The following is a 16,125-nucleotide window of genomic DNA, read 5'->3' on the forward strand; positions in this document are numbered from 1 at the left end:
TCGATGAGCAACTCGCCTCAGCAACAAAAAGCGCTGCAGACCAGCGAAGCTTTCTCCAGCGATGAATTCAGCGCGCTGCTGAACAAAGAGTTTCGCCCCAAGACCGATCAGGCCAAGGAAGCGGTGGAAAATGCGGTAAAAACCCTGGCGCAGCAGGCGCTGGAAAACACCGTGACTGTCTCCTCTGACGCCTACCGCACCATTCAGGCGCTGATCGCCGAAATCGACGAAAAGCTGTCGCAGCAGGTTAACCAGATTATCCACCACGCTGAATTCCAGAAGCTGGAAGGCGCCTGGCACGGCCTGCACTATCTGGTTAACAACTCCGAAACCGACGAAATGCTGAAAATCCGCTTTATGAGCATTTCCAAGCAGGAGTTGGGCCGCACGCTGAAGCGCCATAAAGGTGTGGGCTGGGACCAGAGCCCCATCTTCAAGAAAGTGTACGAGGAAGAGTACGGCCAGTTCGGCGGCGAACCCTTCGGTTGCCTGGTGGGCGATTACTACTTCGACCACAGCCCGCAGGACGTAGAGTTGCTGGGCGAGATGGCGAAAATCAGTGCGGCCTCCCACTGCCCGTTCATCGCCGGTACCGCACCGAGCGTGATGCAGATGGAGTCCTGGCAGGAGCTGTCCAACCCACGCGATTTGACCAAAATTTTCCAAAATACCGAATACGCCGCCTGGCGCAGCCTGCGCGAATCGGAAGATGCCCGCTATCTGGGCCTGGTGATGCCACGATTCCTGGCACGCCTGCCGTATGGCATCCGCACCAATCCGGTTGACGAGTTCGACTTCGAGGAAGAAACCGACGGCGCGAACCACGGTAACTACACCTGGACCAACGCCGCCTACGCCATGGCCGCCAACATCAACCGCTCGTTCAAAGAGTTCGGCTGGTGTACCGCGATCCGTGGGGTGGAGTCTGGCGGTGCGGTGGAGAACCTGCCGTGCCACACCTTCCCGAGCGACGACGGTGGCGTGGACATGAAGTGCCCGACCGAGATCGCCATCAGCGATCGTCGCGAGGCCGAGCTGGCCAAGAACGGCTTTATGCCGTTGGTGCACCGGAAAAACTCCGACTTTGCCGCCTTTATCGGCGCCCAGTCGCTGCAAAAGCCGGCGGAATACTACGACGCCGATGCGTCTGCCAATGCCCAGCTCTCTGCCCGCCTGCCTTATCTGTTCGCCTGCTGCCGCTTCGCGCATTACCTGAAGTGCATCGTCCGCGACAAGATCGGTTCCTTCCGCGAGCGCGACGATATGGAACGCTGGTTAAACGACTGGATCATGAACTACGTGGATGGCGACCCGGCCAACTCCTCGCAGGAAACCAAGTCGCGCAAACCGCTGGCCGCTGCGGAAGTTCAGGTGGAAGAGATTGAGGACAACCCGGGCTACTACAGCGCCAAGTTCTTCCTGCGCCCGCACTATCAATTGGAAGGCTTGACCGTCTCCCTGCGTCTGGTATCGAAACTGCCTTCACTGAAACAAAACGACGCATCCTGATGCGCTGAAAAGTGCTCAGTTGTTCCATGGTAGGGGCGCTGCATGCTGCGCCCTATCACATAATCAATAGGTTAAATCGGGTCGAACATGTTCGACCCCTACAGGTTTGCCCGCAATCTGAGGCCGTGGGAACACGGCCTGAAAAACAACATGGAGGTAGGGTATGGGAGCAAGACCTCTCGTTCTCGCAGCATGGAACGCAGCCAAAAATAGATTAATGACTAAACTCCTCGAGCCAGCTTTTGGGAGTTGCCATGAATCCGCTAATTAAATTCAGCCTGCTTTCAACGCTGCTGAGTGTTTCATTGCAGTCGCAAGCTACGGATACCCAAGACCCTGTAGCATTTATCAAACAAATGCCTTATTTCCAGGTGGTTAAAGAGCTGGCACTGACACGCTGTCTGGCGCAGGTTTCCGAATCAGACAAAACCTTCTCTCTTGATGCGGCCAGAACCGCCAATGCGATGAGAGAATGGATGCCGTTTGATATCGAAGCCGGTGATGAAAAAGTGAATACTCTCATCGATAAATTCAAATCCAGAGTGAACGCGTTTCACAGCGAGACTAAAAACAGCAGTACAGGGGTAACCTTAAACTGCCTGCGGCTTTATCACAGCCCCGAGCTGGATAAATTATCTCGTGAAGTCATTGTTGGTGATCCTAATCACTCGTGGAATCAGGATCACCCGCAGTAATCAGCATTGGGCCATTGTCGTTTTTTAATGATGGCTCGGTAATTAATACCGATAGCATTCGGTATTTAATGAGGTGCATGGCACAAGGATATTAAATGGTAGTGCATTACCAAATTTTCAATTCCTGCTGCTATTACCTGAATTTTTCAACGTAACGTTAATACTACTGTTAACCCTTAATAAAGAGTGAAGAAACTATGGCTATTGATATGTTCCTGAAAGTTGAAGGTGCCAGCGGTGAATCTAAAGATTCAAATCACAAAGGCTGGACCGACATTACTTCTTTCTCCTGGGGCGCTTCTCAACCAGGCAACATGAGCGTGGGTGGTGGCGGCGGTGCCGGTAAGGTTTGCTTTAACGATCTGCATGTCAACGCGCTGGTCGACAAATCAACCCCGGCACTGCTGAAGCACTGCTCCAGCGGTAAACACCTGACCAAGATTGAACTGTCAGTCTGTAAAGCCGGTGGCAGCCAGGTTGAATACGTCAAAATCACTCTGGACGACGTGCTGGTCACTGCCGTGCAGTACACCGGTGCCGGCGGTGAAGACACCGTGGGCGTAACCTACTCCTTCCAGGCATCAAAAGTGAAACAGCAATACTGGGAGCAGAGCGATAAGGGTGGTAAAGGCGCAGAAAGCAGCGCAGGTTGGAATATCAAGGAAAACCGCGAAGCTTAATCTTTCCATAAAGATGCCCCTGATTATGGGGCATCTCCTAACATAGGACGTTATGATGAACCGCCCCTCTTTCCAACAAGCCTGGCAACGTTTTAATGAAATAAATCTGGATATTGTTGAGGTCGGTAAAAAAATTGGCGGGAATGTTGGCGTCAATATTGAACTAGGCATTAATGACCCATTACAAGGTTTCACCAATGCCTGCGCTATACGTATGAGTTACACACTTAACTATTCAGGTTTCAAAGTTGAACGTGGTTCTTGGAAAACCGTCTCAGGGAAAGATAAGAACTGGTACATATATCGAGTCAGGGACGTTATTAATTTCTTGTCTTATAAATTTGGCAAACCTGATAGAACCATCAAAAACCCAACACCAAGTGACTTTTCAAATAATAGAGGCATATTAGTATTCACTGTGCCGGGGTGGAATGATGCCAGTGGACATGCAACACTGTGGAACGGAACCATCTGCTCAGATCATTGCTATTTCCCAAAGGCAAGCGAGGCTTCAATATGGCTGTTAAAATAAAACTAATTGGCATTATTTCTTTTTTTGCATTCACATGCTCTCATACTGCCAATGCTAAAGAAAAATACTCCTCTGAAGAGTATTTGAAAAACTACGCACTTAGCGTCTGTATTGCCGAAGGTTATTCAGCAGCAGAAGTCAAAAATGACGCTGCGGCCGCCGCTCGAGGTTATACCGAGTTTGGTAATTACTCCCTTGAAGCGCATACCGCAGTTCGTAATCTCGCCAAACAGTTTTTAGCACGTCAATACGATAGCATGTCGGGCGAACCAATGACGATGGCAAAATGTATCGACCTTTACCATAGCCAGGAACTAGAACAAATAATCAGCAAGTACAAAGATAAAGATGACAACTAGGTTTTATAACTGACCTCAAATCCCAATTGACCTTTAAATATTTGCAAAAAACCACAGCATAAACTGGCTTACCAAAATAACCGCCGATTTTGGTAAGCCAGACACCGAAATAATAATTAACTGCAATATCTCCTAATCAGCAGGAATGCCTTATGCGATTTTCTATTGTCAAAAATAAAAGTGGCCAGGTTCCGCCACAGAGCAGCTGCGACTTTCTGCCACCTGGCGGCACCATTGGCCGTAGCGTGGACAACAACCTGGTATTGCCGGACGAAGAACGTGCCATCTCGCGGTTGCAGGCGATCGTACATATTTCTGCTGATGGCGAATGCCGCGTAACCAACCGCGGTAACGTCACCCGCGTGTTGCTGAACGATATTCCGCTGGAGCGCGGCCGTCAGGTGGAGCTGCAGGATGGTGACATTCTCGGCATCGACGATTACCAAATCCAGGTCACCTCCTTACAGCAAGCGGCAGCACCGCAGGCTCAGCCGGTTGTGGAAACCGCCGACACCGCACCAGTCACGACGCCGCCCGCCAAAGAGAAAGCGGCAGCGCCTATCCCGAATGAGATCTGGGACAGCCTGGTAGAAGAGTTCACGCCAGCCGCAGCGGTGAATCCGCGCCCGGCACCGGCCATTAATCAGGACAGTCATCCGCTGCTGGAAACCCCAGAGCCTGAGATGAACCCAGCCGATCCGCTGGCGCAATTGGCAGGCGACGTCGAACTACGTCAACTGCAGTCGCAGCAAACCGATCCGGCAATGTTGTTCAACACCGACACCACCTTCGAACGCGATCCTATTTTGGCCGATACCACCCCGAGTGCGCTGTTGGCCGAACAGCGCCCGACGCCCCGTCAAGCTGTGCCGGTCAAACCCGCTGAGCTGGAAAAGAATGAGCAGGAACTCGATCCGCTGGCGCTGTTTGGCGGTTCTTCTGCCCCTACATCACCGGACGCGTTGAACAGTAACGATCCGCTCGGTCTGCTGATGGGCAGCGCTGTCCCCCTGGCACAGCCAGAGCCTCCGGCGGCGGTGCCACAACCGACACCACCATTACAGCAATCGGTGATACAACAACCGGTGATGACCGCCCCGGTGGAAGCACCACAACCCAAAGCCGCGCCGCAGCCGGTCGCTCAGCCGGAGCCTATTCCGCAACCTGAGCCACAGTTTTCTCCTTCAACCCCGCCGCAACCGCGTCCACGCCCGGCCAACCGCCTGGGTATCGATCCGATTGCCTATCAGACTGCGCGAGCCCAAAACGGTAGCGCTCCTGCAGGTGAGCGCTTGGAAGGCCCACTGTTGGCCGCATTACTCCAGGGGGTGGGCCTGGATGACCTGCAGCCACAGCCGCATTTTGATGAGCAGCAACTGCGCCAGGCAGGTCGACTGCTGAGCCTGTTCTCTCAGGGTACCGTCGCCCTGCTCTCTTCACGCTCAATCCTTAAGCGCGGCGTGAAGGCCGAGATGACCATGATCCTCGACGAGGCCAATAACCCGTTCAAACTGCTGCCCTCGGGCAAAACGGTGTTGATGCAAATGTTCGGCAGCAAGATGCCGGGGTTTATGCCGCCGGAACAGGCGGTACGCGACGCACTGATCGACCTGCAGGCGCACCAGTTAGGCATGATCGCCGGTATTCGCGCCATCATCGCCGCCATGTTGCAGTCATTTAATCCGGATCGTCTTGAAGAAGAGGCGCGCAAGGAAGGCGCGGCACCTCGTTTATCCCTGCCGGCCAGCCGCAAGGCGGCGCTGTGGGATTACTTCGTGAAAAGCTACCAGCAGACCTCCGGCGAAATCGAAGACGACTTTCACACCCTGTTCGGCGAAGCCTTCTTGCACGCCTATGACGTTGAAGTGAATCAATATAAAGACTCACAGACCCAACCGGACGCGTAATGAATATCACTATAGCCTCTACCTCCAATCAGGGCGGCCGCGCCTCTAATCAGGATCAGACCGGTGAAGTGGTCGGTAACCGCGCCGCCTGTTTCGTGGTCTGTGACGGCATCGCCGGTTTTCCCGGTGGGGACGTTGCCGCCAAACTGGCACACGACACCATCCTGCAAAACTTCGACGGTGAAAAACACCTCAATGCCCAGAGCATTCGCCAACACATTGCCAGTGCCAATGCCGCCATCCACCAGCAGCAGCGACAGTCGGACGAATACAGCAAGATGGGCACCACGCTGGTCAGCCTGTTTATCGATCGCGATTACCAACTGGCTTACTGGGCGCACGCCGGTGACAGCCGTTTGTACCTGTTCCGTCGCGGCTATCTGCATTCGGTGACCACCGACCACAGCCTGATCCAGCAAATGCAGGACGCCGGCTACCAAACCAGCGGCATCAACAGCAACCTGCTGTATTTCGCCCTGGGTCTGAATGAAGAACGCGACGCCACCTACAGCGACGTGTTGCAACTGGAAGACGGCGACGTTTTCCTGCTGTGTACCGACGGTTTTTGGCACAGCTTTACCCAGTCTGAACTGGAACAATCGCTGCATATGGTCAACTCCCCCAGCGAGTGGATTGCCCTGATGGAGCAGGCATGGAAGAAAAATAATAACAGCGATAACTACAGCGCTATCGCCGTCTGGATTGGCTCCCCGCAGGAAACCACCCTGCTGCATTCTCTGGCGGATGCGGAGCGGTTTCTGTCCCGCGACTGAGTCAGGCACAAATTCACAGCAAGGTTACCTATGAAATACTGGATGCCCGGATTTATCGCCCTGATGGCGATACCGGCCGCGCAGGCGGCGAATTATCGCTTGGTCTACTCCCCCAGCCAGAAGCTGGAAGTGTTTATCGATGACGTCAAAAACAGCCAACCGGCAAGCTGGTGCAGCAAAACCATCCCGCTGCGCATCGTTTCGGCGCAGAACAAAGATCCCGCAGTCCTGGACGACTTCCTGCCACAGGTTGGCAATCTGTTGGCCAGGCAGTGTGCCAAAGCCAGCCAACTCCCCTGGACACTGACCGACAAACGCGGTGAAAAACTGGCGTCCGGCGAAGCCAGCAAGGCACGGGGCTGGAAACCGGTACACAAACAGCAGGCCGTCGAACCGACTGAACCCCCAGCACCGGTGATCCCCGCCGCCGTAGCGGTCACCTCGCCGCAGGCGGACAGCGCACCGGTACCAAAGTTTGACCTGCCACAGGGCTGCCATTTCCGCACCTACTGGAGCGAAGAGGCCAGCGGCAGCGCACTGTTTATCCCGAGTGGTGACGCCCTGCGTTGTGGTGACGACGGCTGGTTAAACGGCAGCAGTAGCGTAACGCTACAGCAAGATGGCAAAACCGCCTCGCCGGCGTTGTCTTTCTATCAAGGCTATCCGCTGGTGAAGATCAACGTTGGTGAACATCCCTTGAGCGTAGTCAGCGCCAACGTGCAGCGGCTGGTACTCGGTGCCAACCCGCAGGCACCAGGCAGTTTCGCGCTGTTACCTTTCGCCCCGCAGCTTCACGCCTGGTCGTTTAACGGCGAAGTGATCGTCGAAATGCCGCGTGAAGAAGCCGCAGATACCGCCAAAGTCAAACAACGTATTGAGCAGGCCAAGCGCGCCTGGCAACCACTGCTTGCCAGCCCGGCCACGCCGCTGAACTTCAAGCTGGTGGAAAAGCTGGCAGGCGACAGGGTCGATCCTGCCAGTGGCAGCTACCTGTCGGTAAACAACGCCACTCACTGATTATTAAGGAAAGCCCTGTGAAATCATTAACAAACATGTTGCAAGGCGGCTCGGTCAGCGCCGCTATCGGCGCAGTGGAAAATGAGATCAAAGCGCGACCGGCGGATGCCGATCTGCGTGCCGCGTTGGTGCAACTGCTGTGTCTGAGCGGCAACTGGCAACGCGCCAATGCGCAGCTGAAATCCTGGCAGGCATTAAAGCCCATCGCCCAGCCCACCACGTTGCTGTTAATGCAATCGGTCAACGCGGAACTGCAGCGTCAGGCGGTGTTCGCCGGCGAGGCCGCTCCCGCGCTGCTGCAACAAAGCCAGCCCTGGTTGCAACCCATGATCCAGGCGTTACGTCACGATGCCCTGGGCGAAACCGAACAGGCACAGGCATTGCGCGACGACGCGCTGGAAGCGGCACCGGCCAGTGCCGGGCAACTGACCCTGGCTGAACAGCCACAGCCCGTGGCGTTTGATTGGCTGACCGACGGTGATGGTCGTCTCGGCCCGGTTTGCGAACTGGCATTGAACGGCACCTATTACTGGCTGCCATTCGCCGAGATTGCGGAAATTCAGTTCCAGGCCCCGCAAAGCGCCGTTGATCTGGTGTGGAGTCATGCACTGGTGCGACTGAACGACGGTCGCGAGCAGGTCTGCCAACTGCCTGCCCGCTATCCCCTGAACGCAGACAGTGATGATGCGCTGTTGCTCGGCAAACGTACCGAATGGCAAGCGCTGGGCGAAGGGCCGCACTACGCCGGACAGGGGCTGAAAACCTGGCTGAGCGAGAACGATGAGTTCCCGCTACACAGCCTGCGCCACCTGAGTTTTAACGCGAGCGCCTGACGATGAACAGCAAGCGGCCAACCCAACATGATGATGGTGACCTGCGCCGTCAGGGCTATCGCTCCCGCCAGGACAGCGAACGTCTGACCTCGCGCGACAAAATGCAGCCGGTGCTGCTCGACATGCTGACCGACGACGAACCGCAGAAAAAAAAGGAAGCTCAGGTACGCAACCTGGTCTCGCACAGCGAACTGCGCCGCCGGGTGCTGCGCGATCTGCAGTGGCTGTTTAACTGCGTGAACAGCGAGTCCAGTCTCGATTTGGGCGATTTTCCGCAGGTACGGCGTTCAACCCTCAACTACGGCATCGCCTCGCTGGCCGGCAAACGCATGTCGGATATCGAGTGGCAGGATATTCAGCTGGCGCTGACTGAATCCATCCTCAATTTCGAACCGCGCATCCTGCCCGAAGGGCTGCAGGTGCGCTGCATTTCGGACACCGGCTCGCTGGAGCTGCACAACGTATTGTCGATTGAAATCAAGGGCCGCCTGTGGTGCGTGCCCTATCCGCTGGAGTTTCTGTTCCGTACCGACGTGGACCTGGAAAACGGTCACTTCGATCTGAAAGACATAGGGTAAGCCGATGGACAGTAAACTTTTAGACTATTACAACCGCGAGCTGGCCTATCTGCGTGAGATGGGCGCTGAGTTCGCCGAGCAGTATCCCAAAGTGGCAGGCCGCCTTGGCATGCGCGGTATCGACGTAGCGGATCCTTATATCGAGCGTCTGATGGAAGGCTTCGCCTTTCTCACCTCGCGCGTACAACTGAAGATGGACGCGGAGTTCCCGCGTTTCTCCCAGCGTCTGCTGGAGATTATCTACCCCAACTATCTGTCGCCAACGCCATCAATGGCGATTGCCGAGCTGCAACCCGACAGCAACAAAGGCGATATCAGCAACGGCTTTGTCGTGCCACGCGGCACCATGATGGACAGCCAGTCGCTGAAAAAGAGTGGCATCACCTGCAGCTACACCACCGCGCACGACGTCACGTTGCAGCCGGTGCGGCTGAAAAGCGTTGAACTGGGCGGCATTCCGGCCGATATTCCGCTGGCCAGCCTGGGGTTGCAGCACAATGGCTGCGTCAGCGCGCTGCGCATCCGGCTGGAGTGTTATGACAGCGTCACGCTCAACAACCTGCAGTTGGACCAGTTGATGTTTTATCTCTCCGGCCCGGATTTGCAGGCGCAGCAGTTGCTGGAACTGCTGATGCAGCACAGCGTCGGGCTGATTTGCCAGACGGTGGAGGCGCAACCGCAGCGACGGGTGCTGGCACTGGACGGGTTGCGGCAGGAAGGCTTTGCCGCCGATCAGGCACTGCTGCCGAACGATCTGCGCAATTTTGAAGGCTATCGCCTGCTGCAGGAATATTTTGCCTTTCCGGCGCGCTTCCAGTTTTTCAGCGTCAATGGCCTACGCCCGCTGTTGCAAAGCGTACGCGAAGGCAAAAAAACGCTGCGGCAGTTTGAGATCCTGGTGCTGCTTGATCGCCAGGATGCGGCACTGGAGCGGGTAATCGACGTCGACCATTTGGCGTTGCACTGCACGCCGGTGATCAATCTGTTCCCCAAAGTCGCCGAACGCATCACGGTCAGCGAAAAAAGCCATGAATATCACCTGGTGGTCGATAACATTCGTCCGCTTGATTATGAAGTATTCTCTGTTCAGCGGCTCGGTGGCAGCGCCAGCGAAAAACGCTATGAGCAGGAATTCCGGCCGTTTTACAGCACCCTGAGCGCGGATGACGGCAACTACGGCGCCTACTTTTCACTGCGGCGCGAGCAGCGCACGTTGTCCGAACACGCCCGCCGTTATGGCACCCGCACCGGCTATGTCGGCTCGGAAGTGTTCGTCTCGCTGGTGGATGAACGGCAGTCGCCGTGGCACAGCGACCTGAAATACCTCACCGCCGACGTGCTGTGTACCAGCCGCGATCTGCCGCTGATGCTGTTGCAGCAGGATCAGGGCAATTTCGTGATGCCGGACTCGATCCCGATCAAACAGGTGTCGCTGAAAAAAGGCCCGACGCCGCCGCGCCCAGCGCTGGCCGAAGGCATGATCACCTGGCGGCTGATCAGCCAGCTGCAATTGAACTACCTCAGCATGATGGACGGCGACCCGGAACAGGGGGCTGCCAGCCTGCGTCAGTTGCTCGGCCTGTATGGCAACCTGAGCGAGCCGGCAATCACCAAGCAGATCCAGGGCGTACGCCACTGTAACCTGCGCCCGGTATACCGCCGGGTGCCCGAGCCGGGACCGATCGTGTTTGCCCGCGGTATCGCCATCGATCTGACCGTCGATGAACAGTCGTTCTCCGGCAGCAGCCCCTACCTGCTGGGGAGCGTACTGGAGCGTTTGTTCTCTCGGCTGGTAGCGATGAACACCTTTACCGAAATGACGCTTTCCAGCCAGCAACGCGGTGAAATTGCCCACTGGCAGGCGCGCATGGGCAAAAGGACGCTGATTTGAGCGCCCTCCACGCCGAGGCGGAACTGACGGCACCGCCACAGATCAATGCCTTGCACCGCCTGCCGGAGGATTTCTGGCTGCGGCTTCGCAATGCGCCTTATAAGCACGATTTATTTCAGCTGTTGCGCCGCCTGGACGCCCAGGGCGGGCAGGTCTACCTGTTGGGCCGTGCCCCCCTGCCGCGCCATGAAATGCTGCGGCTGGGGCAAGAACCTTCACTGTCGTTCGCCCCGTCGACGCTGGCACAGGTCAGCCCACGGCCGCAAAGCCCGCTGCACGACGTTTCGATTTTCAGCTTTGGCCTGTTTGGCCCCAACGGGCCGCTGCCGCTGCACCTGACCGAATATGTACGTGAACGTGTCTATCACCACCAGGACACCACCCTGCTGGCCTTTGCCAACCTGTTTCACCACCGGCTGACGCTGCTGTTTTACCGTGCCTGGGCCGATGCACAACCCACGGTATCGCTGGATCGGCAGGATAACCGGCGTTTCGACCAATACCTTTCCAGCCTGATTGGCATCGGCCAGCCGGCGCAGCAGCAGCGCGACAGCATCAATGCCCATGCCAAGCATTTTATGGCCGGTCATCTGATTCGCCACAGCCGTGACCCGGAAGGCCTGAGCAAAATCTTGCAGCAGTACTTCAAGGTGCCGGTGCGCATCGTGGAAAACGTCCCACACTGGCTGCGGGTAGAACCACGTGAACAGGCGCGCCTCAAAGCAGGTCGCGGCGCTCCCCGGCTCGGTGAGTCTTCGTTCCTTGGGATTGCAGTGCGCGATATTCAACACAAATTCCGCATCGAACTGGGGCCGATGTCGCAACAAAACTATGAGCGCTTCCTGCCCGGAGCCGAACTGTGCCGGCAGTTGCGCGACTGGGTGCGCCAATATCTGGGCATCGAGTTTGTCTGGGAAGTGCGGCTGATCCTGGCGAGGGATCAGCTCAGCGGCACCCAACTCGGCGGTGCCCAGCGCCTGGGTTTAAGCAGTTGGCTGGAAGACGCCCGTCAACAACGCGACCTTGACGATCTGATCTTCAGCCCCGAACCGCTGGAAAACCCGTTCTGACTATTATTTTGGCCGGAGCCGCACAGCGCTCCGCCACTCTGAGACCTGAGGAAAACCATGTCTGAAATCAGCCGCTCGGTATTATTTGGCAAACTCGATAGCCTGTTATTCACCTCTCTGGAAAGTGCGACGGCGTTTTGCAAGCTGCGCGGTAACCCCTACGTTGAGCTGGCGCACTGGCTGCATCAACTGATGCAGGCACCGGAGGCCGACCTGCAACAGGTGATCCGCCACTTTGCACTGGACGAGGGGCAACTGGCGCGCGATATCGTCGAAGCGCTCGATCGTTTGCCGCGCGGTGCCAGCGCAATTTCCGATCTGTCCGAACATATCGACAGCGCGGTGGAACGGGCCTGGGTTTACGGCTCGCTGAAATTCGGTGCTGCGCAGATCCGCGGTGGCCATTTGCTGCTCGGCATCCTGAAAACCTACAGCCTGCGCCACCTGCTTAAAGCCATCTCCCCCCAATTTGATCGCATCAACGCCGATCTGCTAATGGAGCAATTTGCCACCATCACCGCCCACTCGGCGGAAAACAGCCTGGCGCCGAGCGCTCAGACCGATACCCCACCGACGGCAGCGCAGACCGGCGGCAGCGTGCTGGCGCAATATGCTCAGGACCTGACGGCCAAGGCGCGCAATGGCGAGATTGACCCGGTGACCGGGCGTGACGAGGAAATCCGCCAGATTGTCGATATTTTGATGCGTCGCCGCCAGAACAACCCGCTGCTGACCGGTGAGGCCGGTGTCGGCAAAACCGCCGTGGTCGAAGGTCTGGCGCTGCGTATCGTGGCCGGTGACGTGCCGCCACAACTGCGCGACGTCCAGCTGTATCTGCTGGATATCGGCATGCTGCAAGCCGGGGCCGGGGTGAAGGGCGAGTTCGAAAAGCGCCTGCAGACGGTGATTGACGAAGTTCAATCCAGCCCCACCCCGATCATATTGTTTATCGATGAGATCCATACGCTGATTGGCGCCGGTGGCGCACAGGGCACCGGCGACGCCGCCAACCTGTTGAAACCGGCGCTGGCACGCGGCCAATTACGTACCGTCGGGGCCACGACCTGGTCGGAATACAAAAAATACATTGAGAAAGATCCGGCGCTGACCCGCCGTTTCCAGGTGGTGCAGGTGCATGAACCGAGCGAAGACAAAGCGCTGCTGATGCTGCGCAGCACCGTCAGTCCGCTGGAACAGCACCACCGCGTGCTGCTGCTCGATGAGGCGGTCGACGCCGCCGTGCGTCTGTCGCATCGCTACATCCCGGCACGCCAGTTGCCGGACAAGGCCGTGGCGCTGCTGGACACCGCCTGCGCCCGCGTGGCGGTCAGCCAACATGCCGAGCCGGCCCAGGTGGAAGACTGCCGCCACCGCATTGAAGCCTTGCAGATTGAACTGGATATCGCCCAGCGCGAAGCCAAGGTCGGTATCGGCAATCCGCAGCGCCCACAGGATATCGAGGCTCAGTTGACCCTGTTGCAACAGCAACTGGAGCAGCTCACTGCCCGCTGGCAGGATGAGTTAGCGCTGATCCAACAGATTATCGACCTGCGCGCCCAGTTGCATCGGGAAGATATTGAGGCTGAACCGACTGACGAGGCTGCAGAGGAACCACAACCCAAGCCCTCTGCCGATGAACTGCGCGCGCAATTGGCGCAGTTGCAGCAACAGCTTGGCGAACTGCAGGGCGAGGCCCCGCTGATTTTCGCCGCCGTTGATGCCAACGTGGTGGCCGCGGTAGTGTCCGACTGGACCGGCATCCCACTGGGTCGCATGGTGAAAAACGAGATCGACGCGGTACTGCAACTGGCAGATACGCTCAACCAGCGAGTTATCGGCCAACGGCATGCACTGGATCTGATCGCCCGTCGGGTACGCACCTCACGCGCACGGCTGGACGATCCGAACAAGCCGGTCGGGGTCTTCCTGTTGGCAGGCCCTTCCGGCGTCGGCAAAACCGAAACCGCGCTGGCGCTGGCGGAAACGCTGTACGGCGGCGAGCAAAACGTGATTACCATCAACATGAGCGAGTTCCAGGAGTCGCATACCGTATCAACCCTGAAGGGGGCCCCTCCCGGCTATGTGGGTTACGGCGAGGGTGGCGTGCTGACCGAAGCGGTGCGCCGTCGCCCTTACAGCGTGGTGCTGCTGGACGAAATAGAAAAAGCCCACCCGGACGTACACGAGATCTTCTTCCAGGTGTTCGACAAAGGCTGGATGGAAGACGGCGAAGGCCGCCACATCGATTTCCGTAACACCATCATTATTCTGACTTCCAACGTCGGCACCGATCTGATCGCCGGGCTGTGCAGCGATGCGGACCTGATGCCCGAGCCGGAGGCACTGAGCGGCGCCCTGCGCGAACCGCTGCTGTCGGTATTCCCGGCGGCGCTGCTCGGCCGCTTGCTGGTGGTGCCTTACTACCCGCTGACCGACGCCACGCTGGGCAATATCGTGCGGCTGCAACTGGGACGAGTGCAGCGCCGACTGGCGGAGAACCACGATATCGTCTGCACCTTCGACGACGCGGTGATTGAGCAAATCGTCAGCCGTTGCACCGAAGTGGAGTCTGGCGGCCGTATGGTCGACGCCATTTTGACCAACACTCTGCTGCCGCAAATAAGCCACACCTTACTGACCGGCAGCGCCAACGATCAGCGCTATCGCCAACTGCATATCGCGCTGCAGCAAAACGAATTTATTTGTCAATTTCAGGCATAACGCCACGGCCACCGGTATGGCGGCCATTGTTCACAGAGAGTCATCATTATGTCGGGAACCGGGGTAAGCAAACCGAATTCAAACAGCCTGCCGATCGGCTATAGGTTCAATGAATTCGAGATCAAGGAAGCTATCGGCGAAGGCGGTTTCGGCATCGTCTACCGCGCCTACGATCATCAACTGGAACGTACCATCGCCATCAAAGAGTACATGCCGACCTCGCTGGCGATGCGCAATGACGATCTGAGCATCGGGTTACGCGGCGAGCGTTTCAGCAAAACCTTCCAGGCCGGGTTAAACAGCTTTATTCAGGAGGCCCGCCTGCTGGCGCGTTTCTCACACCCAGGGCTGCTGCACGTGCTGCGCTTTTGGGAAGAGAACGGTACCGCCTACATGGGCACCCAGTTTTACAGCGGCACCACCCTGAAGAACCTGCAGGCGCAGCAGCCGGAGAAAATCGACGAGGCCTGGATCCGCAGGCTGTTGCCGCCGCTGTTCAGCGCCATCAACACCATCCATCAGGAAGGTTACCTGCACCGCGACATTTCGCTGGATAACATTCAGATCCAGGAAAACCAGTTGCCAGTGCTGCTGGACTTCGGCTCAGCACGCAAAGAGATCGGCAACCTGTCCGACGAAACGGAAATCATGCTCAAACCGGGCTTCGCGCCGATTGAGCAATACACCGAGAACAGCGACGGTGAGCAAGGCCCCTGGACCGATATTTACGCTCTGGGTGCCGTGCTGCATACGTTGATCGTCGGTTCACCGCCGCCGGTCAGCGTGGTGCGCAGCATCGAGGACAGCTACCAACCGCTGACCGAGCGTCGCCCGGCAGGCTATTCACTGGAACTGCTGCGCACTATCGACCATGCGCTGGCGTTGAAACCGGAAGACCGGCCACAAACCATCGACGAAATGGCCGAACTGCTGCATCTGCCGATTGCCGATGAAAACGAAATCATCAGCACCCCGGCCGCCGCACCGGAAAACCTGCTGATGGCCACTAATCCGGCCGCCGGGGCCGCAGCGGCAGGCACGGTTACCGCGCACGGCATGAAGCTGACTCGCCCGATGATGGCAGGTGCAGGCGTGGCCGCGTTGTTGGTGATCGGCGTCATCGCCTGGCTAAGCGGCGGCGACAGTACCCCAGCCCCGATAGCAGCCAATACGCCAGACAGTGCACCAGTGGATAAACCCATAACGCCGCCACCAAGCGCGCCGCAGACGACGGCCGAACAGCCGCCTGCAGCCCAGACCACTCCGGCACCGCCGCCGGTGGCACTGGTGTATTTCAAACTGCAACCCGGTGAGCAGGTCAGCCTGGATGGCAAGCCGCAGCAGGTGACCCCAGGCGACAACGGCTTTGCCCGCCTGAATTTGGCACCGGGCAGCTATCAGCTGGAAATCCGCCATAACGACCAGTTACGCCGCCAGCAGCTCAGCATCGAGAACGCCGGCACCTGGCTGGTCAACCCGGTTGCAGCAGGCTAAACCTCGCTTATCCGGCCCGTCACCGCGGGCCTTCACCGTATTTTCATGAGATTGACGCATGCGTCA

Annotated in this window: 14 protein-coding genes; all 14 read left to right on the plus strand. The window is 57.6% G+C overall.

Annotation, left to right across the window (positions count from 1 at the left end):
• Positions 1-3: 3 nt before the first annotated feature.
• The 14 genes from tssC to E5C26_RS15305 all read left to right on the plus strand — a co-directional run bounded on the left by tssC (position 4) and on the right by E5C26_RS15305 (position 16,059).
• A complete protein-coding gene (gene tssC, locus E5C26_RS15240; RefSeq protein ID WP_012145726.1) occupies positions 4-1,509 on the plus strand; it encodes a type VI secretion system contractile sheath large subunit in 1,506 nt (501 codons plus the stop codon).
• 254 nt (positions 1,510-1,763) lie between these two features.
• Positions 1,764-2,204 (plus strand): T6SS amidase immunity protein Tai4 family protein, encoded by a 441-nt coding sequence (locus tag E5C26_RS15245; RefSeq protein ID WP_135317059.1) that lies wholly within the window; start codon positions 1,764-1,766, stop codon positions 2,202-2,204.
• A gap of 197 nt (positions 2,205-2,401) precedes the next feature.
• On the plus strand, positions 2,402-2,884 hold the full coding sequence (locus E5C26_RS15250) for an Hcp family type VI secretion system effector (protein ID WP_012145727.1): 483 nt from the start codon (positions 2,402-2,404) through the stop codon (positions 2,882-2,884).
• Positions 2,885-2,936: 52 nt separating this feature from the next.
• A complete protein-coding gene (locus E5C26_RS15255; RefSeq protein WP_135317060.1) occupies positions 2,937-3,416 on the plus strand; it encodes a type VI secretion system amidase effector protein Tae4 in 480 nt (159 codons plus the stop codon).
• On the plus strand, positions 3,401-3,775 hold the full coding sequence (locus E5C26_RS15260) for a T6SS amidase immunity protein Tai4 family protein (protein ID WP_135317061.1): 375 nt from the start codon (positions 3,401-3,403) through the stop codon (positions 3,773-3,775). Before E5C26_RS15255 ends, E5C26_RS15260 begins: the two co-directional genes overlap by 16 nt.
• Before the next feature lie 152 nt (positions 3,776-3,927).
• Entirely contained in the window at positions 3,928-5,682 is a 1,755-nt protein-coding gene (gene tagH / locus E5C26_RS15265; protein ID WP_135317062.1) for a type VI secretion system-associated FHA domain protein TagH, read from the plus strand.
• On the plus strand, positions 5,682-6,455 hold the full coding sequence (locus E5C26_RS15270) for a PP2C family protein-serine/threonine phosphatase (RefSeq protein WP_135317063.1): 774 nt from the start codon (positions 5,682-5,684) through the stop codon (positions 6,453-6,455). The genes tagH and E5C26_RS15270 overlap by 1 nt, the downstream gene beginning before the upstream one ends.
• A 30-nt stretch (positions 6,456-6,485) precedes the next feature.
• A complete protein-coding gene (locus E5C26_RS15275; RefSeq protein ID WP_135317064.1) occupies positions 6,486-7,472 on the plus strand; it encodes a type VI secretion system-associated protein in 987 nt (328 codons plus the stop codon).
• A gap of 17 nt (positions 7,473-7,489) precedes the next feature.
• On the plus strand, positions 7,490-8,305 hold the full coding sequence (locus E5C26_RS15280) for a type VI secretion system accessory protein TagJ (protein WP_312847930.1): 816 nt from the start codon (positions 7,490-7,492) through the stop codon (positions 8,303-8,305).
• A gap of 2 nt (positions 8,306-8,307) precedes the next feature.
• The gene (locus tag E5C26_RS15285; protein WP_017893256.1) at positions 8,308-8,883 is read left to right on the plus strand and encodes a type VI secretion system baseplate subunit TssE; all 576 of its coding nucleotides are present in this window, start codon (positions 8,308-8,310) and stop codon (positions 8,881-8,883) included.
• A gap of 4 nt (positions 8,884-8,887) precedes the next feature.
• On the plus strand, positions 8,888-10,774 hold the full coding sequence (tssF, locus tag E5C26_RS15290; protein ID WP_135317065.1) for a type VI secretion system baseplate subunit TssF: 1,887 nt from the start codon (positions 8,888-8,890) through the stop codon (positions 10,772-10,774).
• A complete protein-coding gene (gene tssG, locus E5C26_RS15295; protein ID WP_135317066.1) occupies positions 10,771-11,844 on the plus strand; it encodes a type VI secretion system baseplate subunit TssG in 1,074 nt (357 codons plus the stop codon). Before tssF ends, tssG begins: the two co-directional genes overlap by 4 nt.
• A 57-nt stretch (positions 11,845-11,901) precedes the next feature.
• On the plus strand, positions 11,902-14,565 hold the full coding sequence (tssH, locus tag E5C26_RS15300) for a type VI secretion system ATPase TssH (RefSeq protein ID WP_135317067.1): 2,664 nt from the start codon (positions 11,902-11,904) through the stop codon (positions 14,563-14,565).
• A gap of 48 nt (positions 14,566-14,613) precedes the next feature.
• Entirely contained in the window at positions 14,614-16,059 is a 1,446-nt protein-coding gene (locus E5C26_RS15305) for a serine/threonine protein kinase (RefSeq protein ID WP_135317068.1), read from the plus strand.
• The last annotated feature ends 66 nt before the right edge of the window (positions 16,060-16,125 follow it).

Origin of the sequence: Serratia proteamaculans (assembly GCF_004684015.1) — a bacterium.
Classification (GTDB): domain Bacteria; phylum Pseudomonadota; class Gammaproteobacteria; order Enterobacterales; family Enterobacteriaceae; genus Serratia; species Serratia proteamaculans_F.

What these genes read in the sequence shown, in the direction of transcription:
- tagH (WP_135317062.1), top strand. Translation starts at nt 3,928, where the DNA reads ATGCGATTTTCTATTGTCAAAAATAAAAGTGGCCAGGTTCCGCCACAG.
- E5C26_RS15250 (WP_012145727.1), top strand. Translation starts at nt 2,402, where the DNA reads ATGGCTATTGATATGTTCCTGAAAGTTGAAGGTGCCAGCGGTGAATCT.
- E5C26_RS15305 (WP_135317068.1), top strand. Translation starts at nt 14,614, where the DNA reads ATGTCGGGAACCGGGGTAAGCAAACCGAATTCAAACAGCCTGCCGATC.
- tssF (WP_135317065.1), top strand. Translation starts at nt 8,888, where the DNA reads ATGGACAGTAAACTTTTAGACTATTACAACCGCGAGCTGGCCTATCTG.
- tssH (WP_135317067.1), top strand. Translation starts at nt 11,902, where the DNA reads ATGTCTGAAATCAGCCGCTCGGTATTATTTGGCAAACTCGATAGCCTG.
- E5C26_RS15245 (WP_135317059.1), top strand. Translation starts at nt 1,764, where the DNA reads ATGAATCCGCTAATTAAATTCAGCCTGCTTTCAACGCTGCTGAGTGTT.
- tssC (WP_012145726.1), top strand. Translation starts at nt 4, where the DNA reads ATGAGCAACTCGCCTCAGCAACAAAAAGCGCTGCAGACCAGCGAAGCT.
- E5C26_RS15260 (WP_135317061.1), top strand. Translation starts at nt 3,401, where the DNA reads ATGGCTGTTAAAATAAAACTAATTGGCATTATTTCTTTTTTTGCATTC.
- E5C26_RS15270 (WP_135317063.1), top strand. Translation starts at nt 5,682, where the DNA reads ATGAATATCACTATAGCCTCTACCTCCAATCAGGGCGGCCGCGCCTCT.
- E5C26_RS15275 (WP_135317064.1), top strand. Translation starts at nt 6,486, where the DNA reads ATGAAATACTGGATGCCCGGATTTATCGCCCTGATGGCGATACCGGCC.
- E5C26_RS15285 (WP_017893256.1), top strand. Translation starts at nt 8,308, where the DNA reads ATGAACAGCAAGCGGCCAACCCAACATGATGATGGTGACCTGCGCCGT.
- E5C26_RS15255 (WP_135317060.1), top strand. Translation starts at nt 2,937, where the DNA reads ATGATGAACCGCCCCTCTTTCCAACAAGCCTGGCAACGTTTTAATGAA.